We start from the raw sequence: 25,959 nt of genomic DNA, 5'->3' as shown, positions 1-25,959 counted from the left end.
ATACGTTATTAATTAGAGGAGGTAGAAAATGAAAATACTTCTTACTAATGACGATGGAGTACAAGGATTAGGGATGTTAAAATTAGCAGAATATCTTAAAGATAAGTATAAGGTAACGGTAGTAGCTCCTGAAAAAGAAAGAAGTGCTATAAGCCATGCTATAACTTTACATAAACCTTTAAGGCTTAAAAAAGTGAAGGAAGAGGATGGTTTGAAAATATATGCGGTAAATGGTACGCCCTCCGATTGTGTCAAATTAGGAATTGAAGTGGTGCTGGAAGAAAAACCTGATATTATAATTTCTGGCATTAATGAAGGTCTAAATTTAGGGACAGATATACTTTATTCTGGTACTGTTTCTGCGGCTATAGAAGCTGCAATTTACGGCATTCCTGCTATTGCAGTTTCCCTTGCAGAAACCGCTGATATTGAAGATAGGCGTATATATAAATTTTTGGAGAATTTAATAGAAAAAGTTTTAGAAAAAGGATTACCTAAAAACACATTATTGAATGTAAATATACCCGATTTTAAGAAGGGAATAAAGGGCGTAAAAGCTACAATACTCGGCAAGAGAATCTATATTGAGACTTTTCAAAAAAATTATGACCCAAGAGGGAAAGAGTACTATTGGATGGCAGGGAAAATTTCGGAAATAGAAAAGGATGAAAGGACAGACATTGTTTCTGTGAAAGAAGGTTATATTTCTATTACTCCAATTCATTTTGATTTAACAGAGTACAACATGATAAATATTTTAAACTCCTGGGATATAAAAATAGAATAAATATTTCTAATATTCTATATGATGCAAGAATTGTATCAAAAATATTCATGAAATTTATTATTCATTTTATGGAGGATTTTTTATTTTTGTATAGAATATTATATATTGCAAACAAAATTTAATGAGGGTGATAAATTGGTAAAAAATAAAGAGCTCGTAATAATAGAAGAATGGTGCAAAGGCTGCGGCATTTGTGTAGAATTTTGTCCTGTTAAAGTATTGGAACTAAAAAATGGTAAAGTTAGACTAATAGATGCGGATAAATGCACTAAATGCGGCCTTTGCGAGCTCCGGTGTCCTGATTTTGCCATATATTTAGAGGTGAAAGAATGATGCCTACGGTATTGATGCAAGGAAATGAAGCGGTAGTGGAAGGAGCTATAGATGCTGGACTAAAATTTTATGCAGGATATCCAATAACTCCCTCTACTGAGATTGCTGAACTTTGTGCCGAAAAACTTCCTTTTGTAGGTGGGAAATTTATTCAAATGGAAGATGAAATCGCCAGCATGGCAGCAGTTATAGGAGCCTCCCTTACTGGATTAAAAGCAATGACTGCTACATCGGGTCCTGGGTTTTCTTTAAAACAAGAAAACATAGGCTTCGCCGCTATGGCAGAAATTCCATGCGTTATAGTAGATGTTCAACGAATGGGTCCGAGCACAGGAATGCCTACTTCCCCTGCACAAGGAGATGTAATGCAATCCAGATGGGGAACTCATGGAGACCATCCTATAATCGTTTTATCACCATCTTCTGTAAAGGAAGCTTACTATATTACTATTCAAGCTTTTAATCTTTCTGAAAAATACAGGACACCTGTAATTTTACTTATGGATGAAGTTATAGGTCATCTACGAGAAGCAGTTAATTTGGATGAATATAAAGATGTAGAAATTTTTGAACGACCCATGCCACAAGACAAAGAGAACTACTTACCTTACCAGTATATAGAAAATGGAGTTGCACCTTTAGCACCCTTTGGTAAAGGTTTTAGATTTCACGTAACAGGACTTGCCCACAATGAAAAAGGATTGCCTACAAATGACCCTAAAGTAACAGAAAAATTGATAAAAAGATTGATAGGAAAAATTGAAAACAATAAAAAAGACATAATAATGTTTGAAGAAAAAGATACTGAAGGTGGAGATATACTTCTTATCTCCTTTGGTTCTTCTGCCAGAGCTTGTGAAGCGGCGATGCAAGAACTTAAAAAAGAAGGAATAAAAGTTGGACTTTTTAAACCTATAACCATATGGCCTTTCCCTGATGAAAAATTGAGGGAAATATATCCTAGATTTAAGAAAGTGTTTGTAGTTGAAATGAATACAGGGCAACTTTACTATGAAGTAGATAGAATTATCAAAGGGAATACCTATGTAGGAAAAATTAACAAATTTAATGGAGAGTTTCTTACTCCTTTTGATATTGTAGAGAAGATAAAGGAGAGTTTTTAAAATGGCTTCTGAGTTAGTAGAAAGGTATTTTAGAAAAGAAACGTTACCAAATATTTGGTGTCCAGGTTGCAGCAATGGAATAGTAACGGCAGCTATTGTAAGAGCAATTGACAACTTAGGACTTGATCAAAACAAGGTATGTATTGTATCTGGAATTGGTTGTTCTGCAAGGGCATCAGGATACTTGGATTTTAATACTTTGCATACTACCCATGGAAGAGCTATTGCTTTTGCAACAGGTATTAAATTTGCTAATCCTGAGCTTACAGTAATAGTTATTACTGGAGATGGAGATAATGCGGCTATTGGAGGTAATCACTTTATTCATGCTTGCAGAAGAAATATAGACTTAACTGTAGTAATGTACAACAACCATATTTATGGAATGACAGGAGGACAGTATTCTCCAACGACTCCACGATTTGACAGAGCTACTACTGCACCTTACGGAAATATTGATAGGTATTTTGATATTTGCAAATTGGCCATTGGAGCAGGTGCTACTTATGTAGCTAGGGGTACTGCTTACCATGTTCATCAATTGACAAAACTAATTGAAAGAGGAATTTCTCATAAAGGTTTTTCCTTCATTGAAGCTTTAAGTATATGTCCTACTTACTATGGAAGAAAAATAAAAAAGGAACACCTGCAGATATGCTAAAGTGGTTAAAAGACCATGCAGTAGACATAAAACAAGGTAGTAAAATGGACCCTGAAGAGTTTCATGACAAATTTATTATTGGAGAGCTTTTAAATATTGATGAGCCTGAATTTGTAGAAGAATATCAAAAAATGTTAAATAATTTGAAGGTGAATTACAAATGAGTTCAATAGAAATAAGATTAAGTGGTTCAGGAGGGCAAGGTTTAATCCTTGCAGGAATAATTTTGGCGGAAGCTGCAATATTGGATGGTAAAAATAGTGTTCAAAGTCAGTCCTATGGTCCTGAGGCAAGAGGGGGGTCCAGCAAAGCAGAAATAATAATAAGTGATGAATATATAACGTATCCTAAGGTATTAAAGCCAGACATACTACTTACTCTTGCGCCTTCTGCCTATTTATGGTATAAAAATGACATGAAAGAAAATGGAATAATTATAATAGATGAATCAATAATTCCTAATGATGAAGATGCCCAAAAAGTTATCCGACTTCCCATAATAAAAACTGCACAAGAGGTTATTGGAAGAGCTTTTGTGGCGAATATAATATCTTTAGGTGTAATAGCAGAGTTAACTAATGTAGTAACAAAAGAATCTTTGGAAAGAGCTGTTTTAAATAGAGTACCTCCAGGCACAGAAGAGATTAACAAAAGAGCATTGACAGAGGGCTATAATCTTGTAAAAATGAGGGGTAGTGAAATATGGCAAAAACAGATGATTTGATAAAAAGGATACAAGATAATTATACAAAATTAAGCAAAAGCCAAAAGATAATAGCAGAGTATATTATAAATCATTATGATAAGGCAGCTTTTATGACAGCTGCAAAATTGGGAGCCAGCATAAATGTAAGTGAATCAACTGTTGTAAGATTTGCTAATACTTTAGGCTATAATGGATATCCAGAACTTCAAAATGCACTGCAAGAGCTTATAAAAAATAAACTTACAACAGTGCAAAGGTTAGAAATGACAGAAGAGACAGACGAAATTGCTATATTGAATAATGTACTAAAAGCCGACATAGAAAACATAAAAGAGACCATAAATGAAATAAATAAGGATGACTTTAGAAGAGTCGTTTCAGATATCATCAATGCTACAAAAATTTATATAATAGGTTCCAGAAGTTCTATTGTCATTGCAGAATATTTGGGATTTTATTTAAATTTAATACGGGAAAATGTGTCAGTCGTTAAAGCCGGCGTATCAGATGTTTTCGAGCAAATTCTCAGAGTTAGTGAAAATGATTTAGTGATAGGAATTGGTTTTCCGAGATACTCAAAAAGAACATTAGATGTGCTGAAATATGCAAAATCTCAGAATGCAAAAATCGTTACAATAACAGACAGTTTAATTTCTCCTCTTACCTCTGTTGCTGATGAGATATTAATTGCGAAAAGCAACATGGCTTCTTTTGTGGATTCATTAGTGGCACCGCTAAGTCTTGTCAATGCTCTTGTTGTAGCTGTGGGTCTCAAAGAAAAAGAGAAAATAACGGATACTTTTGAAAAATTGGAAAGTATTTGGGATGAATATGGAGTATATTTCTCAAAGCCAAATTAATAATAAAATTTTTGAAGGATTATTAAAAAATTTGTAGAATATATAATTTAGAAATCGATTTATTTGCTTCAAAATTTTAAAATTAGGAGGATAATAAAATGTCAAAAGAGTCATTAAATCCTTTGATTATTGCGCAAAAACAGATTAAAAATGCTTGTGATTTGCTGGGGTTAGAAGAATCTGTTTACGAACTTTTAAAGGAACCTATGCGAGTATTAGAAGTTTCCATTCCTGTGCAGATGGATGATGGTACAGTAAAAGTCTTTAAAGGTTATAGGTCCCAACACAATGACGCATTAGGGCCCACAAAAGGTGGAATAAGATTTCATCCTGATGTTACATTAGATGAAGTAAAAGCCTTATCCATGTGGATGACATTTAAATGTGGGGTAGTTGGGCTGCCATACGGGGGAGCAAAAGGCGGAGTAGTGGTAAATCCAAAAGAATTATCTAACGATGAGTTGCAGAGGTTAAGCAGGGGCTATATAAGAGCAATAGTCAGTATAATTGGTCCTAATAAAGATATACCAGCTCCAGATGTAAATACTAACATGCAAATTATGGCTTGGATGGTAGATGAGTATAACAAAATTGTAGGCTACAATAGCCCTGCGGTCATTACAGGAAAACCTTTGATATATGGTGGTTCTAAGGGAAGAACTGCTGCAACTGGATATGGAGTTGCATTGATGGCACGGGAGGCTGTAAAACGTTTACAGATGGATTCCAAAAATTGTACATCAGCTGTACAGGGCTTTGGAAATGTTGGAAGTTACACAGCTTTAAATCTTCATAGATTAGGAGCTAAAATTGTGGCAGTAAGTGATGTGTATGGAGGTATATACAATAAAGATGGAATTGATGTCGAAAAATTAGTAGAGCATGTAAATAAGACAGGAACAGTTTGCAATTTTGAGGGAACAACCAGTATAACAAATGAAGAGCTTTTAACAATGGATGTAGATATTTTAGCTTTAGCAGCTTTAGAAAACCAGATAACTTCTGCAAATGCGCCAGATGTAAAGGCGAAAATAATTTGCGAGGGAGCAAATGGTCCTACCACCCCTGAAGCAGATAAAATTTTAGCAGAAAAAGGCGTGTTTGTAGTTCCAGATATTTTAGCTAATTCAGGAGGAGTAATAGTCTCATATTTTGAATGGGTACAAAATCTCATGAATTATTATTGGACAGAAAAAGAAGTAGAAGAAAGACAGGAAATTATGATGGTAAATGCTTTTAACGCTATATATGAATTAGCACAACAGTACAAAGTTGATATGAGGACAGCAGCTTACATGATATCGATTAAACGAGTCTATGAAGCTATGAAAATTAGAGGTTGGTTATAAAGGCCTTCAATTGAAGGTCTTTTTTTATATGGTAAAATATTATAAAAAGCTTATCAGAGGAGGCTTCTTTATGGTAAGGAGTCTTCTAACTGTAGATTGGGATTATTTTATACCTTCTAAAAAAGAGTGGTTTTTCTCTTATATAGAAAATGATAAAAATTTGACTCAACTGTGGTATAAGAGATATATAAAAGGGAAATTAGAGGGAGAAGATTTGGAAAAGACTATAAAAGTAGGTAAAGTCATAAAAGGCTTTTGGGATAAAATAAAGACACAGTTTGAGTTTGATAAAAATATTAAAATTTTTGTCTCTGAATCCCATAAAGTTGCCTATTATTTGGCAAAAAATTTTGAGTGTTCTGAAGTAATTTCTTTTGATGCCCATTCTGATTTAGGATATGGTGGACTACCTTCACTGGATTTTGAATTAAATTGTGCTAATTGGCTAGGTAAACTTTTAAAAGAAGGTATAGTAAAAAGAGCCAACATTGTATATAGCCCTTACACCTTTGAAAAGCCTTCAGATTTTGAGGACTTTAACAATCTTTACAATATACAGTATTATAAATCTGTAGAAGAATTACCAAAAGAGAATTTGATAGGGGTTATACACATTTGTAGGTCGGGTATTTGGACACCTCCTTGGCTGGATGAGCGATTTGAAAAATTTATAAATGAGTTAGGCTTGCCTTTTAAGAAAATTCCATTAAAAGAGAGAAAATGGGAGGTGTCAAAGCTTTCTTACGCAGATCAAATCTTTTACCTTAATTTCGCATAAAACTTAAGGAGGAATTGTATGACTACACGACTATATATAGCACGTCACGGGCAATCAGAGTGGAATTTACACAATAAAATGCAAGGTGTGCAGGATATTGATTTGACACCTACAGGTTTAAAACAGGCTGAACTACTGGCGAGTCGATTAAAAAATGAGAAAATAGATTGTATATATTCAAGTGATTTAAAAAGAGCTTATGTAACTGCACAAATAATTGCAAAAGAGTTGGGATTAGAAGTTCAGAAAATTCCTGAGTTTAGAGAAATGTCCTTTGGTATATGGGAAGGGCTTACATCGGAAGAAATTAATGAATTGTATAAAGAAATATATACATTATGGAAAACAAATCCTGTTAAAGCTAATATAGAAAAAGGAGAAACTTTAGAAGAAGTTCAAAAGAGAATGGTAAAAAATACTTTGAAGATAGTTGAAGAGAATAAAGGAAAAAATATATTGATTGTTTCTCATGGGACTTCTATAAAAGCACTGATTTTAGGGCTTTTAGGAATTGACTTAAGTTTTTATCCTAGATTTAGACTTGATAATACTTCTCTTAATATAATAGATGTTAAAGAAGATGGAAAAACTGTTTTAGTGCTATTTAACGATACTTGTCATTTGAGGAGAGATGAAAAAATAATATGAAAAAAATATTTGTAGTAGGCGGCGGTCCAGCAGGAATGATGGCAGCTTTATCAGCAGCTATGATGGGAAAAGAAGTAAGTATATTTGAGAGGAATAACATTTTAGGTAAAAAATTATTAGTTACAGGTAATGGAAGGTGTAATATTACGAATTTTGCTGACAAAGAAGAATTTTTCGAGAATATTCCAGGCAATAGTAAATTTTTATATAGCGCTTTTAGCAAGTTTTCTAATAAGGATTTAATAGAGTTTTTAAATAAAAATGGGCTTAAAACTAAAGTAGAAAGAGGCTTAAGGGTTTTTCCGGTTTCAGATAAATCAATAGAAGTGAGAGATTTTTTTGTGAATATCCTTAAAAAATATGGAGTAAAGATAAATTATAACTGCAGAGTAAGTGATGTGATAGTGGAAAATAAACACGTAAAGGGCATAAGTGTTGATGAGAGTGTTTTAAACTGCGATAGTGTAATATTAGCAACAGGAGGAGTGTCATATCCTACGACTGGCTCTACTGGTGATGGGTATGAAATTGCTAAGAAATTGGGGCACACAATTATAGAGCCATTTCCTTCCTTAGTGCCGATTGTTACATATGAAAATGTAAGAGAATTGATGGGACTCACTCTTAAAAATGTCAAAGTTTCTGCTTTTTTTGGAGAGAAATTAATAAGAGAAGAGTTTGGAGAAATGCTTTTTACCCATTTTGGGTTGTCAGGCCCTGCAATACTCACCTTAAGCAGGTTTTTACATGACTACTTAGGTAAGGGAGAAGTGGTAATAAAAATTGACTTAAAGCCGGGACTTAATGTTGAAAAGCTGGAGGAAAGAGTATTAAGAGATTTTAATAAGTACCAAAATAAAAATCTGAAAAATGCCTTGGAAGATTTATTGCCTCATTCATTAATCCTATATGTTATAAAAAGGGCGAATATAGACCCTGATAAAAAAGTTAGGGAAATAACCAAAAATGAAAGAAAAAAATTGGTCAATAGCTTAAAAAATCTTACTTTTAAGGTAAAAGGCCTAAGGCCTATAAGAGAAGCTATTGTTACAGGTGGTGGAGTAAGTATAAAAGAAATAAATCCCTCTACAATGGAGTCTAAAATAATAAAAGGCTTATTTTTTGCAGGTGAAATTATAGATGTGGATGGATTTACCGGTGGATTCAACTTGCAAATCGCCTTTTCTACGGGATATGTGGCAGGAATCAATGCGTGAATGCGAAATGCGGGAAACCGCATTTTTTTATTTATTTTGCATAAGATATAATAAGAAAAGGAGGATAAATATGGGAAAAAGAGTCAAAAGGAAAAAATACAGATATATTGACAGTGAAAGTATTCTTGTAGTATTGATAATGTTAGGGCTTTTAAGTATAGCTATAACTCAACTTTTGATGACAAATGACGATATAAAAGTTTTTTTAAGTTCTACACAAAGATTAGAGGGGATTAATTTAAATTCTAATCTTTCGCAAGAAGGTAAAGTGACAATTGAGGTTGTAGAAAAGGATAAAGCATTAAATTCCTTTGTATTGCTAGACGGAGAGCCAGTTGCAAATTTTTCTACCAAGTCTATTACTATTACAGTAAGGCCCAATCAAATTTTGGAAATAGATGGCACCAGAGAAAAGGAACCTCTTCATTTTAAAGTAGTAGCAATTAGTGAAAATGTAATTGAGCCGCAAAATACCACTGTAGTTAAAGTAGATAAGAATATACAAAAAATATGTATGATTAGGCTGAAATGATTTATTTGTAAAGGGTAATTATGCTATAATATAAAAAAGACAAAAGATGATAGGAGAGGAGAATGCCCTATAAAAGTCATAAGAGGTGCTATAACTTCCAAAAATACAAAAGAAGATATTTTAAAGGATACTACTATTCTCATTGAAGAAATTATTAAAGCAAATGAATTAGAAGAGAAAAACATAATTTCTATTTTTTTTAGTGCTACTAAAGATTTAGATGCGGTTTACCCTGCCGAAGCAGTTAGGAATATGGGTATGACCTCAATACCTATGATGTGCCTACAAGAAATGGAGGTAAAAGGCAGTCTCAGCCATTGCATAAGAGTTGCGATTTTTACAAATTTAAGTGAAGATAAAGAGGTTAAACACGTTTATTTGAAAGAAGCAAAAAAACTGCGTCCAGACTTAGTTTGAGGTGATAGTATTGACTGTAAAAATAGCAATAGATGGGCCGGCTGGAGCTGGCAAGAGCACTGTTGCAAAAAAATTAGCTAAACTTTTAAATTATACCTATATCGATACAGGTGCTATGTATAGAGCCATTACATATAAGGCCATCCAACAGGGGGTAAATCTTATTGAAGAAAACAAAATAGCTGATATTGTGCAAAGTGCTGATATCATCTTAGAAGAAGAAAAATTTTTTTAGATGGAAAAGACATTTCTGAAGAAATAAGAAAACCGGAGGTTTCTGAAAAAGTATCTTTGGTATCTAAAATACCTAAAGTGAGAGAAATTTTAGTGCAAAAACAAAGGAAAATTGCTGAAGGCAAAAATGTAGTAATGGATGGAAGAGACATAGGAACAGTTGTGCTGCCTGATGCACAGTTTAAATTTTTTTAACTGCTTCTTTAGAAGAAAGGGCAAAACGGCGTTATAGAGAACTTAAAACTAAAAATGTAAATGTAAGTTATTACGAGGTGTTAAAAGAAATAGAAAATCGTGACACCATAGATTCACAGAGAGATACATCTCCTCTAAAAATTGCTGAAGATTCTATTGTCATTGATACTACATATCTTTCAGAAGAGGAAGTTTTAGAAAAACTGTACAATATTATAAAGGAAGGATTAAAAGGGGAAATTTAAGTATGTTTTATTATATTGCCAAAGTTATAGTATTAGCAATTATAAAAATGATGTTTAGAATAGAAGTAAGAGGACTTGAAAATATTCCTAAAAAAGGCCCAGTAATCATATGCCCTAACCATATAAGTCTTCTAGATCCTCCTGTCATAGGAGCACTTTTAAACAGGCGAATATACTTTATGGCAAAAGAAGAGCTTTTTAAAAATCCTTTTTTAAAGCTTCTTTTAGGGACAGGCTTAGGAGCTTTTCCCGTTAAAAGAGGTACTGCTGATTTATCAGCTATTAAAACTGCTTTAACTTACTTAAAAAAAGGAAGAGCAATTGGAATTTTCCCTGAAGGTACAAGAAGTAAAACCGGAAAACTTCAAAAGGCTGAACCAGGGGTTGCCTTATTAGCAATTAAAGGGAATGCTCCTGTAGTACCTATAGGAATTAAAGGGAAATATCGCCTTTTTTCTAAGATTATTATAAATATCGGTAAACCAATAACTTTTGAAAAATATGCTAATTCTAAACTTTCCTCTGAGAGACTTTCTGCTATTGGAGAGGAAATAATGCAAGAAATTGCAAAATTGCTGTAGGAGGTAAAGAATGAAAATATTGATTGCTGAGTATGCAGGTTTTTGCTTTGGAGTAAAAAGAGCTATTGAAACTGCATATCAGGAAATTGAAAAAGGTGATGGAAAGAAAATATATACTTTAGGTGAAATTATTCATAATCCACAAGTTATATCGGACTTATCGAAAAAAGGGGTTAATGTTATTGAAGAAGAAGAGCTGGATAAATTGACTGAGGGCGATAAATTAATTATCCGAAGTCATGGGGTGTCTAAAAAATTATACGACTTTCTCGCTAAAAAAGGAGTTGAAGTCATAGATGTTACCTGCCCATTTGTAAAAAAGGTCCAAAATATAGTTTATGAGTACTACCACAAGGGCTACTCTATTATCATTGTAGGAGATAGAAATCATCCAGAAGTAATAGGAGTAAACGGATGGTGTGATGACACCGCTTATGTGGTAAATTCAATTGAAGAAGCTTATGAATTACCTCAATTAGAAAAGGCATGTGCAGTTGCTCAAACTACTCTCATTGAAAAGCATTGGAAAGATATTTTAGAAGTAATAAAGCTAAAAGTTAAAGACCTTATTTTTTTAATACTATATGCGATGCTACACAAAAAAGACAAGATGCTGCTGATGAGCTTTCAAAAAAGGTAGATGTAATGTTTGTAATTGGGGGGAAACATAGTTCTAATACTCAAAAACTAAAAAAGATATGTGAAAAAAATTGTAAAAACACTTTTCATATAGAAGATGCAGAGGAATTGACTCTTGAGATGGTAAAAGACCATGAGATTATAGGAGTAACAGCAGGAGCTTCAACCCCCGATTATGTGATAGAAGACGTGATAGAGAAAATTAGATTTTTAAAAGGGGAAGATGGGGATGAGTGATTTTTTAGAAGGTTATACTTTTAAGACGTTGCGACCTGGAGACATTGTCAAGGGAGAAGTGATAAAAGTTTCTGATGAGGGGATTATTGCAAATATTGGCTATAAATCAGATGCTTTTGTGCCTAAAAATGAACTTTCTTTAAATCCTAATTTTGATGTAAAAAAGACCTTCAATGTTGAGGATGAGTTAGATTTATATATAATAAGTGTGGAAAATGATGAAGGAAATGTATTAGCCTCTAAAGTTATGGCTGATGATAAGCTGAGCAGAGAAAAAATTGAAAAAGCCTATAAAAATAAAGAGATAATTGAAGGAGAAATTATTGAGGTTGTAAAAGGCGGAGTGATTGCCTACTCATTAGGAGCTAAGGTTTTTATTCCTGCTTCTCAACTGGAATTACATTATGTCGATAAATTAAATGAATATTTAGGTAAAACTTTGCGGCTTCGAATAATTGAGTATATTCCCGGCAAGAAGATTGTTGGATCTCAAAAAGAAGTACTGAAACTAGAAAGAGAAAAAGTTAAAAAAGCGCTTTTATCTAATTTGAAAGAAGGAGACATAGTAGAAGGAAAAGTAAAAAACATAATAGATAAGGGAGCTTTTGTAGACATAGGAGGTTTTGATGGTTTTATTCCTCTAAGTGAAATTAGCTGGGAAAGAATTAAAAATCCGCGAGAAGTATTGGGAATTGGAGATAAAGTCTCGGTTTATATATTAAATGTGGATGAAAAAAAGAAAAATTACTTTGAGCCTGAGAAAAGTATTGCCAGATCCGTGGGAGAATGCAGAAACAAAATATCACGAAGGAGACGTGCTAAAGGGAACTGTTACTAATATTACGCCTTTTGGGGTATTTGTACAGCTAGAACCAGGGATAGAAGGATTGATTCATAAAAATGATTTAGAAAATAGTATCAAAACATACAAAATAAATGATACTATAAAAGTAGAAATATTGAATATAAACCAACAAGATAAAAAAATAAATCTTAAAGAAGTGCCTCTTGAAGAAGAAGATATTCCAGAAATAGAGCATCAAGAGCTTAGAATCACCTTGGGAGAAATATTTAATAAAAATTTTTAAACTGTCATGTAAAAAACCTTGACAAAAGAAAAAAATCTGCTAAAATTAAAATCATTGAATGTATACATTATTTTAGTAAAGGAGGCACGATACAAAATGAATGCTTTGGGTCGCCACATTTTGGCAGAAATTTATGGGTGCGATAGCAATATTTTAGACAACTTGGAATTAATCGAAGACATAATGGTTCAGTCTGCAATAGTGACAGGCGCAGAGATACGGGAAGTTGCTTTCCATAAATTTAATCCCCAGGGCGTAAGCGGAGTAGTGGTCATATCAGAATCTCATATAACTATCCATACTTGGCCAGAACTGGGTTATGCCGCGGTTGACGTATTTACTTGTGGTGATGATGTCAATCCGTGGGATGCCTGTAACTATATAGCGAAAATGTTAAGAGCACAAAACATGACTGCAACAGAGGTCAAACGTGGAGTCTTTGAAAAACCAGTGAAGGTGGTTAATTACTGATTAAACTTCAAAATATGAAGGATCTGGTTTGTTTGTGGCTTTTAAAGCCACTTTTTTCTATAATTAGGGGTGAACATATTTATGGTAGGTTATGAGGACTTTGTTAAAAAAATACATAAATTGACTGGAATAGATTTATCTTTATACAAAGAAAAGCAGATGAAAAGAAGATTAGAATCTTTAATCACTAGTCACAAATTTAGCTCTTATGAGGAATATTTTAATGAACTCTCTGTTAATAAGACATTATATGAAGAGTTTCTAAATTATATTACTATTAATGTGACAGAATTTTTTAGGAACCCTTCACAGTGGGAAATCTTAGAGAAAGACCTTTTACCTGACATTATAAAAAAAAGTTTTAGAGTCTGGAGTGCAGCTTGTTCTACTGGAGAAGAACCTTATTCTGTAGCCATGCTTTTAACAAAGTTTATAGATTTAAAAGATGTGACAATTATTGCTACAGACATAGATGGAAGAGTATTGGAAAAAGCTAAAAAAGGTATATATTCGGCTGAGAGTGTAAAAAAAGTACCTCAAGAATATTTAAAAAAATTCTTTAGAAAAATTGATGACAAAAGTTATCAGATAAGTGAAGATATTAGAAAAAGCGTACAATTTGAAAAGCATGACTTGTTAAATGATGAATATCCTAAAAATATAGATTTATTAATTTGTAGAAATGTGTTAATATATTTTAATGATACAGCTAAAGATAAAATATATAAAAAATTTTATGAGTCTTTAAATGATAACGGTATATTTTTTGTGGGTAGCACAGAGCAGATAATATTGCCATATAGATACAATTTTGAACCAATTAAAACTTTTTTCTACAAAAAAATTATTCCACAGGGATAAAAGAGGTGTTAATAATAATGCCTACCAATATTTATGTGACTGAAGAAGAATTAAAAAAACAAGAAAAAATAATGAAAGAAATTGCAGAAGAAAATAAGGGTAAAAACCTTTATTATCACATTGAAACTTACGGCTGCCAAATGAATGTCCATGATTCGGAGAAATTGGCAGGTATGCTAGAAAAGATGGGATATAAATATACTGAAAATCTGGAACAAGCTGATGTTTTACTTTTTAACACTTGTGCTGTAAGAGAACATGCTGAAATAAGAGTATTGGGAAGAGTATCACAAATGAAAGAATTGAAGGCTAGAAATCCTAATTTAATTATTGGTGTATCTGGCTGTATGATGCAAGAAAAAAATGTAGTAGAAGCTATTAAAGAAAAATATTCCTATATAGATATTGTTTTTGGCACTCATAATATATATAAATTTCCACAGCTTTTATGGGAGGCTTTGAACTCTCAAGATATAGTTATAGATATTATAGAAGATACAAAAAATGTAATTGAAGAGTTACCTGTCAAAAGGGACAGCAATTTAAAGGCATGGGTTAATATTATTTATGGTTGCAATAATTTTTGCACCTATTGCATAGTACCCTATACAAGAGGCAGAGAAAAGAGCAGAAAGCCAGAAGATATAATAGCAGAAGTAAAAGAATTAGCCCAAAAAGGGTATAAGGAAATCACTTTATTAGGGCAAAATGTAAATTCTTACGGAAAAGACCTTGATGAAGATATAACTTTTGCAAAACTACTTTACAAGCTAAATGATATTGAAGGAATTGAGAGAATAAGGTTTATGACCTCTCATCCTAAAGATATTTCCGATGAATTAATATATGCCATTAGGGATTTAGATAAAGTTTGTGAACATTTGCATTTACCTGTACAAGCTGGTAGCAACAAGATTTTAAAAAAGATGAATAGAAAATACACCAAAGAACACTATTTAGAAATTATTGACAAAGTAAGAAGTAACATTCCAGATATTGCGATAACAACAGATATAATCGTAGGTTTTCCAGGTGAAACAGAAGAAGATTTTTTGGAGACGTTGGATTTAGTAGAAAGAGTGCGATTTGATGCCGCTTATACTTTTATTTACTCTAAAAGAGCAGGCACTGTTGCGGCAAATATGCCAGACCAAGTAGATGATGCTGTAAAACATGAGCGTTTAGAAAGACTTATAGAGTTGCAAAACAAAATCAGCTTAGAAAAAAGTGCAGAATTGAGAGGAAAAATTGTGGAAGTATTGATAGAAGGAATTAGTAAAAGAGACAGTAATAAATTGACCTCTCGAACTCGAACCAATAAAGTAGTCCACTTTGTGGGAGATGAAAGCCTTATCGGCAAACTTGCTAATGTTAAAATAACTGAAACAAAGGCTTGGACAATGCAGGGAGAATTAGTAGAAGTTATAAGATAAAACTGCGCCTATATGGGCGCTAATTTTTATGATATAATAAAGAGGAGTCGGAGGTGCAAAAAAATGGCCGTCACTCCAATGATGGAACAATACCTTAAAATAAAAGAAAAATATAAAGATGCAATACTCTTTTTCCGCCTAGGAGATTTTTATGAGATGTTTTACGAAGATGCGGAAATTGCTGCTAAAGAGCTTGAAATAGCTTTGACAGGGAGAGACGCAGGAACGGAAGAAAGAGCCCCAATGGCTGGTGTTCCTTACCATGCAGCAGACTTTTATATAGACAAGTTGATAAAGAAAGGATATAAAGTTGCTATTTGTGAACAATTAGAAGACCCTGCAAAAGCAAAAGGATTGGTAAAAAGAGATGTAGTAAGAATATATACTCCGGGGACAATAATAAATCCTGAATCAATGGATGAAAAAACAAATAACTACCTTGTGTCTGTTTTTAAAGGAAGGGACAATTATGGAATTTGTGCTGTTGATGTAACAACGGGAGATTTATACGCTACAGAACTTAAAAATTGTAAAGACATTAAAAGAGTTTATGATGAAATAACAAAGTATGCTCCTTCAGAAATAATCGCTAATGAAGATTTTTTAAAAAATAATAAATACATAAAAATTTTCAAGAATAATAACTGTGCTGTAAATATCTATGAAAAGCAGCTTGACTATGAAGAAAAAATTAAATTAATAGAAACTCAATTTAATAAAAAATCCGAAGAATTAGGTATAAAAGATAAGCTTTATATGGCTAATTCGTTAGCGACTCTTTTTAGCTATTTACAAGAATTACAAAAAACTGCTTTAAAGCATATAAACAAATTGCTTATATATGAAGATAACTCCTATATGGGATTAGACAGCAATGCAATAAAAAATTTAGAAATATTAGAGTCTAATAGAAACAAGTCAAAAAAAGGCTCTTTATTAGGAGTTTTAGATAAAACTGTAACTCCTATGGGAGGAAGGCTTTTAAAAAAATGGCTGGAAGAGCCTTTGCTTAACAAAGAGCACATTGATGCTCGACTGGAGGCAGTTGAAGAACTTTTTAATGATTATAAAAATCGCCAAGATTTAAAACAATTTTTAAACAAAATATACGATTTAGAAAGATTGGCCAGCAAAATTGTCTACCAGAGTATTAATCCAAAAGATTTTATTTCTATAAAGCTATCTCTGCAAAATTTGCCTTACATCAAAGAAATATTAGAAAAGTTCAATTCAAGGCTTTTAAAAGAGATATGCGAGAAATTTGATACTTTACAAGATATATACGAATTAATAGATAAGTCGATAAAAGATGACCCTTCTACTCAATTAAAAGAAGGAAATATCATAAAAGACGGGTATAATGAAACAGTAGATAAGCTAAGAAAGGCTTCAACAGAAGGTAAAAATTGGATCGCAAATCTTGAGGCTGAAGAAAGAGAAAAAACAGGCATTAAGAACTTGAGAATAGGTTACAACAAAGTTTTTGGCTATTATATTGAAGTTACAAAATCTAATATACCACAGGTTCCTGAAAGATACATACGAAAACAAACTTTGGCAAATGCAGAAAGGTATGTGACACCTGAGCTTAAAGAAATAGAAGAGACTATATTAGGAGCAGAAGAAAAATTAATTGAGCTTGAATATCAGCTTTTTAACGAAATAAGAGAAAAAGTAGAACTACAAATTGTAAGAATACAAAACACAGCAAAATATATAGCCACAATAGATGTACTCATTTCCTTTGCAGAAGTTGCGGAAACAAATAGATATATAAAACCGATAGTAGATTATAGTGACAGAATAGTCATCAAGGAAGGGAGACATCCAGTAATAGAGACTATTTCTGATGAATCTTATGTAGCAAATGATATAGATATTGGTCCTGAAAATCCTATCATGATAATAACGGGACCTAATATGGCTGGTAAATCTACTTACATGAGACAGGTTGCTTTAATTGTACTGATGGCGCAGATAGGCTCTTTTGTCCCTGCTTCTTACGCTAAAATTGGAATTGTAGATAAGATCTTTACAAGAGTAGGAGCATCCGACGACATCTTTGCAGGACAGAGTACCTTTATGGTGGAAATGTCTGAAGTGGCAAATATATTAAAATCTGCCACTAGTAAAAGTTTGATAATACTAGATGAGGTAGGAAGAGGTACAAGCACTTATGATGGTATGAGTATAGCTCATGCAGTTATTGAATATATTCATGAAAAGATAAAGGCTAAAACTTTGTTCGCTACTCACTATCATGAATTGACAAAACTTGAAGGCAAGATGAGGGGAGTCAGGAATTATAATGTTTCAGTAGAAGAAAGAGAAGATGACATAATATTTTTACGAAAAATAGTACCTGGTGGCGCTGATAAAAGCTATGGAATACAAGTTTCAAAATTAGCAGGACTACCTTATAGCATTGTTGAAAGAGCAAAAGAGATATTGAACAGTTTGGAAAGTGATAAGGTCATAAAGTCCGAATTAGAAAATGCATCACAGCAACTTGCCTTTACTCAAATAGATATTTTTTCTACGGCAAAGGATTCGCTAATTGATGATATAGCCAATTGCGATGTGGACAACATGACTCCTATTCAAGCTCTAAATTATTTATATGAATTAAAGGAGAAGGCAATCTCCTTGAGGAGCGGAGTATTATGAATAAAATTCATCTTTTAGATGAAAAGACAATAAATAAAATTTCTGCAGGAGAAGTTGTTGAAAGACCTGCCTCTATAGTGAAAGAATTAATTGAAAATTCTATTGACGCTGGAAGCAAAAATATTACAGTGGAAATTTTAGAAGGTGGCATTCCTTATATAAAGGTATCTGACGACGGTTGTGGAATGAATGAAATAGACGCTATTTTAGCTTTTGAAAGGCACGCCACCAGCAAGATAAAATCTGACAATGACCTTTATAATATAGGGACATTAGGCTTTAGAGGAGAGGCCTTAGCTAGTATTGCGGCAGTTTCCCACGTAACTTTACAGACTAAAGAAGAAGGAGCTTTATTGGGTACTAAAGTTGTTGTGGAAGGTGGGAAGGTAGTAGAAAAAACCAATTGCGGTTGTGCAAAAGGATGTAGTATTGAAGTAAGAGATGTGTTTTTTAATACGCCGGCACGAAGGAAGTTTTTGAAACGTCCTTCAACAGAGACTATGTATATAACTGATGTTGTAACTAAATTGTGCCTTTCCCATCCTGAAGTTTCTTTTAAATATGTAAAAGACAGGAAACTGCAGTTTATAACATCAGGCAATGGAAATATAGAAGATGCAATTTTGAGGCTTTTTGGAAATGAAGTCTACTCTTCTCTTATGTCAGCTTCTTTTGAAAGTGAAGATTTGAAATTAAAGATTTTAGCAGGTAAAAATTCTTTAAATTATTCAAATAGGAATATGCAATTTTTCTATGTAAATGGAAGATACGTAAAAAATAAAACCCTCTCAGCCGCTATCGATGAAGCTTTTAAGACTTATATACCTGTAAATCGATATCCTGCCGTTTTTTTGTACATGGAAATAGACCCAAGGCAAATTGATGTGAATATACATCCTTCAAAATTAGAGATAAAATTTTCAGATGAAAGAAGAATTTTTGAAGCTGTTTATAAAACTATAAAGAATAGCCTTCATAAATACAACTTAATACCAGAAGTAAAAATTGAAGAAAAGAAGAATATCTTTAAAATTGAAACTCCAACTATTTCAGCTGAGCAGACGAAATTATACTTTACTTCTTCTGATAAAGAAGTAGAAAAGGAAAAAAGAAATTTGACAATGAATTTAAAGGTCAGAATGTCTTTTTAAAAGATAATGTATTAAAAGAAAATAGTAAAAATAGTAGTTTAGATAACCATTTGGCTGTTTATGAGGAGTATGAAAAAGAAGAAGTAAATAAAAATGACCTTGCTAAAAAAATAAGTGATATAAAAATAGTGGGCACATTATTTTCTACTTATATAATCGTAGAAAGGGAAGATGTATTCTATATAATTGACCAACATGCTGCCCACGAAAGGATTTTATATGAAAAATTTACTTCCCAATATGAAAAAATTCAAACAAGGCAGGTAACATTTCCTATTGTAGTAGAATTACAACCAGGAGATTTAGAACTTGTTCATCAAGAAAAAGAGCTTTTAAATAAATTAGGTTATGTATTTGAGGAATTTGGGAACAATTCTATAATATTAAGAGAGGTGCCTGTAATTTTAGGACAGCCAGAAGCAAGGCAGTTATTTATAGATATAGTGGAAAAACTTAAAGATAAGGAACTTATCAATAAAATATCCTTAAAAGAAGAAAATATTATAATGATGGCTTGTAAAGCTGCAGTAAAAGCTATGGATAATTTATCTGAAAGAGAGATTTATAAACTCTTTGAGGATTTGAAGATTACAGAAAATCCTTACACCTGTCCTCACGGAAGACCTGTTATAATCGCTATAACAAAAACTCAGTTAGAAAAGATGTTTAAAAGAATTATGTAATATAAGGGTGATGGGATGGCTATACAAATTGTGCTTATTGTTGGGCCCACAGCCTCTGGCAAGTCTAAATTAGCAGTAGACGTGGCAAAAGAATTTAATGGAGAAATCATTTCTGCTGATTCTATGCAAGTTTATAAGTACATGGATGTTGGTACAGCAAAAATTACAAAGGAAGAAATGCAAGGCATCCCTCATTATTTGATAGATATTGTAGAGCCAAATCAAGAGTTTAGTGTAGCAGAATATGAAAAAAGAGCGAAAGAGATTATAAAGGATATTTACAAAAGAGGGAAACTTCCTATAATTGTAGGGGGAACTGGTTTATATATCAATTCAATAATTTACATCATGCACTTTTCTGATTTTGAAGGAAGCAAAGAATTTAGAGAGAAAATGAAAGAATTAGCAAATACTTATGGCAGTCAATATCTTTATGAGAAGTTAAAAAGTGTGGACCCAGAGGCAGCAAAAAAAATACATTCAAATGATATTAGAAGAATCATCAGAGCTTTAGAAGTTTATGAATTTACAGGCAAACCTATTTCTTACTATCAAAAAATGAGTGGTATGCGTTTAAATCTAGAGTATCAGCCTATAATGATAGGGCTTAATTTCAGAGACAGACAAATTTTATACGATAGAATTAATCAAAGAGTAGATGAAATGATAAAAAATAATTTGGTTGAAGAAGTGGTAAACTTGCTAAAAATCGGGTATAATAAAGACAGTACTGCTATGCAGGCTTTAGGATATAAAGAAATTGTCGAATATTTAAAAGGAGAGATTTCTTTAGAAGAAGCTGTTGAAAAGATTAAAAAAGGGACAAGGAGGTATGCAAAAAGACAGATCACCTGGTTTAAGGGTTATAACTTTATCAAATGGTTTTTTGTAGATGACTATAAAAATTATGAAGAACTCAAAAAAAATATTATTAAATATTTAGCAGGAAAATTAAATTTTTGATAGAATATAACTAATGATACATATTAAAGAAGGGGGATAAAGATGGCAAGTTCAAAAGCAGCTATTAATTTACAGGATATCTTTTTAAATCAAGTGAGAAAAGAGCATGTACCAGTAACTGTCTACTTAATCAATGGATTCCAATTAAAGGGTTTAGTGAAAGGATTTGATAATTTTACGGTGGTGTTGGAGTCAGAGAACAAACAGCAACTTCTTATCTACAAGCATGCTATTTCGACAATTACACCCCAAAAGCCTGTAATCTTCTCTGCTTCTGATAAGGATGAGAAGAAAGAAGAGTAAAAACAAAAAAACAGTATTAGGGTAACTAATACTGTTTTTTTGAAATAACAAAGTAGGGGAGTTTTTCAAGATGAAGATTGGTTTTATAGGAGTCGGCAATATGGGACTTGCTCTTATAAAGGGCATATTAAAGTCGGATTTTATAGACGCTGAGGATTTAATTCTTTATGATCCGGTGAAAGAAAAAACAGCGGGGTTAGAAAAAGAATTTGGTGTTATTGTTGCAAAAGACAATATTGACCTAACTGAAAAGTCAGATATTATCATTTTAGCAATAAAACCTAATATTTACGATGCTGTATTAGAAGAAATAAAAGTAAAAGTAACTGATAAAAAAATAATAATTACTATAGCTCCGGGTATAACTATAAGTCATGTCAAAGATATTTTAAAAACGGGAAAGATAGTGAGAACAATACCTAATACTCCTGCTTTAATAGGAGAAGGTATTACTGCTATAAGTTATTCACAAGAGATACAGCGAGAGGATAAAGAGATTGTGGAGAAGATTTTTAAAACCTGTGGGGAAATTGTAGAAGTAGAAGAAAAGTTAATTGATGCTGCAATGGCTGTCTCTAGTTGTAGTCCAGCATTTGTGTACATGTTTATTGAAGCATTGGCAGATGGTGGTGTACTATTGGGATTACCAAGAGATGTTGCGTATAAATTAGCTTCAAAGGCTGTAGCTGGTGCAGGTAACATGGTATTAAAAACAGGTTTTCATCCTGGCCAATTAAAAGACATGGTAACATCTCCAGGTGGTACAACTATTGAAGGTATAAGGATTTTGGAAAAAAATGCAATGAGAAGTGCAGTGATTGAAGCAGTGGCTGCAGCATATCAAAAAACAAAGGGATTGAAGTAAAAATGTCAAATAATATCGATGTTGTTGAAATATACACAGATGGAGCTTGTAGCGGTAATCCTGGTCCAGGTGGCTGGGCAGCAGTTTTACTGTACAAAGGAACAAAAAAAGAAATATCAGGATTTGAAGAAAATACTACAAACAATAGAATGGAATTAAAAGCAGTAATAGAAGCTTTGAAAGCCTTAAAAAGGCCTTGTAAAGTTAATTTATATAGTGACAGTAGTTATGTAATAAATGCCTTTAAAGAAGGCTGGCTTGAAAAGTGGCAGAAAAACAATTGGCTAAAATCAGATAAAACTCCAGTAGAAAATCAAGAGTTATGGAAGGAGCTTTTAAAGGTTTCAAAAAGACATCAAATCAATTGGATTAAAGTAAAAGGTCATGCAGATAGTGAATACAATAATTTATGTGATAGACTGGCTACAGAGCAAATAAAAAGAAATACTAAAAAGTTATAAGAGTTTTAAGCTCAAGGAATCTTAGTTTAGTAAGGTTCCTTGAGCTTTTTAATAATTTTGAACGCAGTCTCTAAAGTAGCTTGATTTAAGCATTATATGTATGGTATTATATATACAAGTAATTATACGAAATAGTTATTTCGTATAATTAGAATTATAGAAAATAGAAAGGAGTTTTGAAAATGTCTAATGAAATTTCTAATAATACTTCTAATAATGGTTCTATTATTAAATATCCCCCTCTTCTTGAAGAATTTTTAAACTACTTCTCAACTGTAAAAGCCCGTTCTTATAATACTGTAAAAGCTTATGCTTATGATTTAGTTTTGTTTTTGCGCTTTTTAAAGCAAAGACGCGGAAAAGTTAGTCCTAATGTAGAATTTGATGAAATAGATATTTCTGATGTAGATGTTGATTTGATAGAATCTGTTGATTTAAACGACTTATACGCCTACCTTAACTTTGTAGCTAACGAAAGGTCTAATACTCCCCCTGCTCGTGCTCGAAAAGTAGCAAGTTTAAGGTCTTTTTATAATTATCTTTACAAAAAAGCTAAAGTGCTAAGCAAAAATCCTACTCAAGAATTAGAGTCGCCAAAACTTTCTGTAAGACAGCCTATTTACCTCACCCTTGATGAAAGCAAGAAGCTTTTAAATTCTATAGATGGGCCTTTTAAAGAAAGAGATTACGCTATTATCACTTTGTTTTTAAACTGTGGGCTCAGAGTTTCTGAACTGGTGAATATAAATCTAGACGACATAAAAGATGATAAACTAACTGTTATAGGAAAAGGAAATAAACAAAGAACAGTTTATTTAAATGATGCGTGTATTGATGCAATAAATACATATTTAGAAGTAAGGCCAAAAGAAGGAGTCAAAGATAAAAAGGCTTTGTTTTTGAGCAAAAGGCTTAAACGCATAAGTGTTAAAACTGTACAATATACCGTAAAAAAACATTTAAAAAATGCTAATTTAGAAGGAAAAAAATATTCTGCCCATAAATTGCGCCATACAGCCGCGACTTTGATGTACAGATATGGTAATGTAGATATAAGGACTTTACAAAAGCTCCTAGGGCATTCTAACGTGTCTACGACGCAAATTTATACCCATGTAGATGATTCGCAATTAAAAGAAGCTGTAAATAAAAACCCTTTATCACAAAAGGAAGATTGAAAATAAAATTCAAGAGGAAAGATTTTCCTCTTGAATTTTATTTCGTAGCTTATTCTTCTTTGTAAATATTATTTAAAGCAATAGCTATTGCCAATTTTACTTGAGGATAAGTAAGACCACCTTGCACGTATGCGATATAAGGTTCTCTTATAGGTGCATCTGCACTTAACTCTATAGAAGATCCTTGTATAAATCCTCCTGCTGCCATTATGACTTTATCCTGATATCCTGGCATGTCCCACGGCTCAGGAATTACATGAGAGTCTACTGGGGACCCCATTTGTATTCCCTGGATAAAAGATATCAACTCTTCAGCAGTTTTAAATTTGATAGCTTGAACTATGTCAGTTCTTTCTTCGTCATATTTTGGAGTAACTTCATAGCCTAAGTCTGACATAATTTTCGCTAAAAGAGCAGCTCCTTTTAAAGCTTGTCCTACCACTTGAGGTGCAAAAAATAACCCTTGTAAAATCAATCTATTTAAATCTAAAGAAGGACCTACCTCTTTTCCTATGCCAGGGGCATATAGCCTATAAGAAGCATTTTCAACTAATTCCTTTTTTCCTACTACATATCCACCTGTAGGGGCAATTCCCCCACCTATGTTTTTTATAAGAGAACCTGCTATAATGTCGGCTCCTACTTCTGTTGGTTCTTTTATCTCAGTAAATTCTCCATAGCAATTATCTACAAATATAATTACATCTTCTTTTACCTTTTTAATTTCACTAATTGCCTTTTCTATATCTTCTATCTTCAAAGACTTTCTATAGTCATACCCTTTTGATCGTTGAATCATCACCATTTTAGTTTTTGAGGTTATTGCTTTTTTTACACTTTCTATATCTATTTTTCCATCATTAAGGAGGGGAATTTCTTTATATATAACTCCGTATTCTTTTAAACTTCCCCTCCCCTCCCCTTTTATCCCTATTACTTCTTCTAACGTATCATAAGGCCTCCCACAAGCCGAAATTAGCTCTTCATTTGGTTTTAAATTGCCAAATAGACATAATGCTATAGCATGAGTTCCAGATACGATTTGAGGCCTTACTAAAGCGTCTTCTGCGGCAAATATTCCTGCATATATTTTTTCGATTGTCTCTCGCCCGATGTCACCATATCCATAGCCAGTTGTGCCATTAAAATGGATATCGCTTAATTTGTTCTTTTGGAAATGATATATGACCTTATACTGATTGTACTCTACAGTCTTATCAATCTTTCTAAATACAGGATAACAATCTTTTTCTGCTTTTTCTATAACTTCGATTATTTTTGAGTTTATATGGAAATTGTTCTGCAAAAATTTTTTTGTGTCCATTTTCTCAGTCCTCTCTAATGTCTATACTGTCTATTGTTATTAAATCTTCTTTGGTTATATTTATTTTGTTTAAAACTCTTACAGCCTGTTTTCTAATTGCTCTTTCTATGATATTCCTTACAAGGCGCGCGTTTCCTATTTCTCTTGAATTGTCGTCACGAATCAATATTTTCATTAATTTTCTCTTTGCACTTTCTGTAAGCTTATATTGCCTGTTTTTTACCATGACTTCCGCAATCTGAAGAAGTTCATCTATAGTATAATCAGGAAAATCTATCTGGATTGGAAACCTGGAGCGAAGTCCGGGATTGGTATTTAAAAAATATTCCATTTCGTGTTTGTAACCTGCTAATATAAGTATAAATTTATTCCTATTGTCTTCCATTTCTTTGACAAGAGTATCAATAGCTTCTTTGCCAAAGTCTTTTTCTCCACCCCTTGCCAAAGAATAAGCTTCATCTACAAACAAAATTCCTCCCAAAGCTTTTTTTACATTTTCACGGACTCTGTGAGCAGTATGTCCTATGTATTCTCCTACTAGATCAGCTCTCTCTACTTCAACTACATGGCCTTTTTCTAAAACTCCTATACTTTTTAAAAGTTTTCCTAATATCCTTGCTACAGTAGTTTTGCCTGTTCCTGGATTACCTTTAAATATCATATGTAATACTATAGGTTCAGTGGCTAATCCTTCCTTTTTACGCTTTATTTGCAGTTGCGAGAAAGCGTAAATTTCTTGTATAATTTCTTTCACTTTATTAAGGCCTATCAAAGAATTTAGCTCTTTTAAAGCTTCTTCTTGTAATTTTTTATCATCTACAGTTGTTGTGACTTCTTTAGGTTTATCTTCTGACTTTTTTTCTATTTTATATCCTTCAAATTTATATCCTTCAAAGAAAACTGGCCATATTCCCATCTACCACCACATCCCAATACCATTTTTATTGTTATTCTATGATATTGGGATG

General features: G+C 32.6%; 23 protein-coding genes and 5 pseudogenes. 26 read left to right on the top strand and 2 right to left on the bottom strand.

The features are described 5' to 3' along the window. Nucleotides 1–28 precede the first annotated feature (28 nt). The 26 genes and pseudogenes from surE (at nt 29) to THESIDRAFT1_RS11125 (ending at nt 23,667) form a co-directional block, all read left to right on the top strand. Complete coding sequence (surE, locus tag THESIDRAFT1_RS11255; RefSeq protein ID WP_003870656.1) at nt 29–787, top strand: 5'/3'-nucleotidase SurE; 759 nt, start codon at nt 29–31, stop codon at nt 785–787. A gap of 135 nt (nt 788–922) precedes the next feature. Beyond that, nucleotides 923–1,120 carry an ATP-binding protein gene (locus THESIDRAFT1_RS11250; RefSeq protein ID WP_003870657.1) on the top strand — a complete coding sequence of 66 codons (198 nt, stop codon included), beginning with the start codon at nt 923–925 and terminating at the stop codon, nt 1,118–1,120. Further along, the gene (locus tag THESIDRAFT1_RS11245; RefSeq protein WP_003870658.1) at nt 1,117–2,244 is read left to right on the top strand and encodes a 2-oxoacid:acceptor oxidoreductase subunit alpha; all 1,128 of its coding nucleotides are present in this window, start codon (nt 1,117–1,119) and stop codon (nt 2,242–2,244) included. The genes THESIDRAFT1_RS11250 and THESIDRAFT1_RS11245 overlap by 4 nt, the downstream gene beginning before the upstream one ends. 1 nt (nt 2,245) lies before the next feature. Further along, nucleotides 2,246–3,069: pseudogene (locus THESIDRAFT1_RS11240) on the top strand (2-oxoacid:ferredoxin oxidoreductase subunit beta). Then, nucleotides 3,066–3,629, top strand: a complete 564-nt coding sequence (locus tag THESIDRAFT1_RS11235) for a 2-oxoacid:acceptor oxidoreductase family protein (protein ID WP_006570431.1) — start codon at nt 3,066–3,068, stop codon at nt 3,627–3,629. The pseudogene THESIDRAFT1_RS11240 and the gene THESIDRAFT1_RS11235 overlap by 4 nt, the downstream one beginning before the upstream one ends. Next, nucleotides 3,608–4,471 (top strand): MurR/RpiR family transcriptional regulator, encoded by an 864-nt coding sequence (locus THESIDRAFT1_RS11230; RefSeq protein WP_003870661.1) that lies wholly within the window; start codon nt 3,608–3,610, stop codon nt 4,469–4,471. The genes THESIDRAFT1_RS11235 and THESIDRAFT1_RS11230 overlap by 22 nt, the downstream gene beginning before the upstream one ends. Nucleotides 4,472–4,569: 98 nt before the next feature. Beyond that, nucleotides 4,570–5,820 carry a Glu/Leu/Phe/Val family dehydrogenase gene (locus THESIDRAFT1_RS11225; RefSeq protein ID WP_003870662.1) on the top strand — a complete coding sequence of 417 codons (1,251 nt, stop codon included), beginning with the start codon at nt 4,570–4,572 and terminating at the stop codon, nt 5,818–5,820. A 70-nt stretch (nt 5,821–5,890) separates the two neighbouring features. Then, entirely contained in the window at nt 5,891–6,598 is a 708-nt protein-coding gene (locus THESIDRAFT1_RS11220) for a hypothetical protein (RefSeq protein ID WP_003870663.1), read from the top strand. An 18-nt stretch (nt 6,599–6,616) separates the two neighbouring features. Next, nucleotides 6,617–7,246: a histidine phosphatase family protein gene (locus THESIDRAFT1_RS11215; RefSeq protein WP_006570430.1), complete on the top strand. Its 630-nt coding sequence runs from the start codon at nt 6,617–6,619 to the stop codon at nt 7,244–7,246. After that, the gene (locus tag THESIDRAFT1_RS11210; RefSeq protein ID WP_006570429.1) at nt 7,243–8,463 is read left to right on the top strand and encodes a BaiN/RdsA family NAD(P)/FAD-dependent oxidoreductase; all 1,221 of its coding nucleotides are present in this window, start codon (nt 7,243–7,245) and stop codon (nt 8,461–8,463) included. The genes THESIDRAFT1_RS11215 and THESIDRAFT1_RS11210 overlap by 4 nt, the downstream gene beginning before the upstream one ends. Before the next feature lie 70 nt (nt 8,464–8,533). Beyond that, nucleotides 8,534–8,995, top strand: a complete 462-nt coding sequence (locus tag THESIDRAFT1_RS11205; RefSeq protein WP_003870670.1) for a hypothetical protein — start codon at nt 8,534–8,536, stop codon at nt 8,993–8,995. Nucleotides 8,996–9,025: 30 nt separating this feature from the next. After that, on the top strand, nt 9,026–9,412 hold the full coding sequence (aroH, locus tag THESIDRAFT1_RS11200) for a chorismate mutase (protein WP_006570428.1): 387 nt from the start codon (nt 9,026–9,028) through the stop codon (nt 9,410–9,412). Nucleotides 9,413–9,422: 10 nt separating this feature from the next. Continuing rightward, a pseudogene (cmk, locus tag THESIDRAFT1_RS11195) lies at nt 9,423–10,086 on the top strand ((d)CMP kinase). Between the two features lie 2 nt (nt 10,087–10,088). Then, entirely contained in the window at nt 10,089–10,667 is a 579-nt protein-coding gene (locus THESIDRAFT1_RS11190; RefSeq protein WP_003870672.1) for a lysophospholipid acyltransferase family protein, read from the top strand. Nucleotides 10,668–10,677: 10 nt separating this feature from the next. Further along, a pseudogene (locus tag THESIDRAFT1_RS11185) lies at nt 10,678–11,543 on the top strand (4-hydroxy-3-methylbut-2-enyl diphosphate reductase). Beyond that, nucleotides 11,530–12,631, top strand: a pseudogene (locus THESIDRAFT1_RS11180) (30S ribosomal protein S1). Before THESIDRAFT1_RS11185 ends, THESIDRAFT1_RS11180 begins: the two co-directional pseudogenes overlap by 14 nt. 96 nt (nt 12,632–12,727) lie before the next feature. Next, nucleotides 12,728–13,102, top strand: coding sequence for an adenosylmethionine decarboxylase (gene speD / locus THESIDRAFT1_RS11175; RefSeq protein WP_003866794.1), 375 nt, complete (start codon nt 12,728–12,730; stop codon nt 13,100–13,102). 81 nt (nt 13,103–13,183) lie between these two features. Continuing rightward, nucleotides 13,184–13,963, top strand: coding sequence for a CheR family methyltransferase (locus THESIDRAFT1_RS11170; RefSeq protein WP_004396269.1), 780 nt, complete (start codon nt 13,184–13,186; stop codon nt 13,961–13,963). A 17-nt stretch (nt 13,964–13,980) separates the two neighbouring features. Continuing rightward, nucleotides 13,981–15,396, top strand: a complete 1,416-nt coding sequence (miaB, locus tag THESIDRAFT1_RS11165) for a tRNA (N6-isopentenyl adenosine(37)-C2)-methylthiotransferase MiaB (protein ID WP_003869101.1) — start codon at nt 13,981–13,983, stop codon at nt 15,394–15,396. Nucleotides 15,397–15,459: 63 nt separating this feature from the next. Further along, nucleotides 15,460–18,063: a DNA mismatch repair protein MutS gene (mutS, locus tag THESIDRAFT1_RS11160; protein ID WP_006570425.1), complete on the top strand. Its 2,604-nt coding sequence runs from the start codon at nt 15,460–15,462 to the stop codon at nt 18,061–18,063. Continuing rightward, nucleotides 18,060–19,897, top strand: a pseudogene (gene mutL, locus THESIDRAFT1_RS14800) (DNA mismatch repair endonuclease MutL). The gene mutS and the pseudogene mutL overlap by 4 nt, the downstream one beginning before the upstream one ends. Nucleotides 19,898–19,912: 15 nt before the next feature. Beyond that, on the top strand, nt 19,913–20,860 hold the full coding sequence (gene miaA, locus THESIDRAFT1_RS11145; protein WP_004396255.1) for a tRNA (adenosine(37)-N6)-dimethylallyltransferase MiaA: 948 nt from the start codon (nt 19,913–19,915) through the stop codon (nt 20,858–20,860). 42 nt (nt 20,861–20,902) lie between these two features. Next, entirely contained in the window at nt 20,903–21,163 is a 261-nt protein-coding gene (gene hfq / locus THESIDRAFT1_RS11140; protein WP_003869105.1) for an RNA chaperone Hfq, read from the top strand. A 70-nt stretch (nt 21,164–21,233) separates the two neighbouring features. Next, nucleotides 21,234–22,028: a pyrroline-5-carboxylate reductase gene (gene proC / locus THESIDRAFT1_RS11135; protein WP_006570424.1), complete on the top strand. Its 795-nt coding sequence runs from the start codon at nt 21,234–21,236 to the stop codon at nt 22,026–22,028. A gap of 2 nt (nt 22,029–22,030) precedes the next feature. After that, nucleotides 22,031–22,489: a ribonuclease HI gene (gene rnhA, locus THESIDRAFT1_RS11130; protein WP_003869107.1), complete on the top strand. Its 459-nt coding sequence runs from the start codon at nt 22,031–22,033 to the stop codon at nt 22,487–22,489. A 182-nt stretch (nt 22,490–22,671) separates the two neighbouring features. Next, entirely contained in the window at nt 22,672–23,667 is a 996-nt protein-coding gene (locus THESIDRAFT1_RS11125; protein ID WP_006570423.1) for a tyrosine recombinase XerC, read from the top strand. A 49-nt stretch (nt 23,668–23,716) separates the two neighbouring features. On the opposite strand, the gene THESIDRAFT1_RS11120 is transcribed toward THESIDRAFT1_RS11125, so the two are convergent. Both THESIDRAFT1_RS11120 and spoVK read right to left on the bottom strand, forming a co-directional pair. After that, on the bottom strand, nt 23,717–24,991 hold the full coding sequence (locus THESIDRAFT1_RS11120; protein WP_006570422.1) for a methionine gamma-lyase family protein: 1,275 nt from the start codon (nt 24,989–24,991) through the stop codon (nt 23,717–23,719). Nucleotides 24,992–24,995: 4 nt separating this feature from the next. Beyond that, entirely contained in the window at nt 24,996–25,907 is a 912-nt protein-coding gene (gene spoVK / locus THESIDRAFT1_RS11115) for a stage V sporulation protein K (RefSeq protein WP_003869110.1), read from the bottom strand. Between the last annotated feature and the right edge of the window lie 52 nt (nt 25,908–25,959).

The organism is Thermoanaerobacter siderophilus SR4, from assembly GCF_000262445.1.
In the GTDB taxonomy this organism is placed as follows: Bacteria; Bacillota; Thermoanaerobacteria; order Thermoanaerobacterales; family Thermoanaerobacteraceae; genus Thermoanaerobacter; species Thermoanaerobacter ethanolicus.
This window is presented reverse-complemented; position numbering and strand designations above follow the sequence as displayed.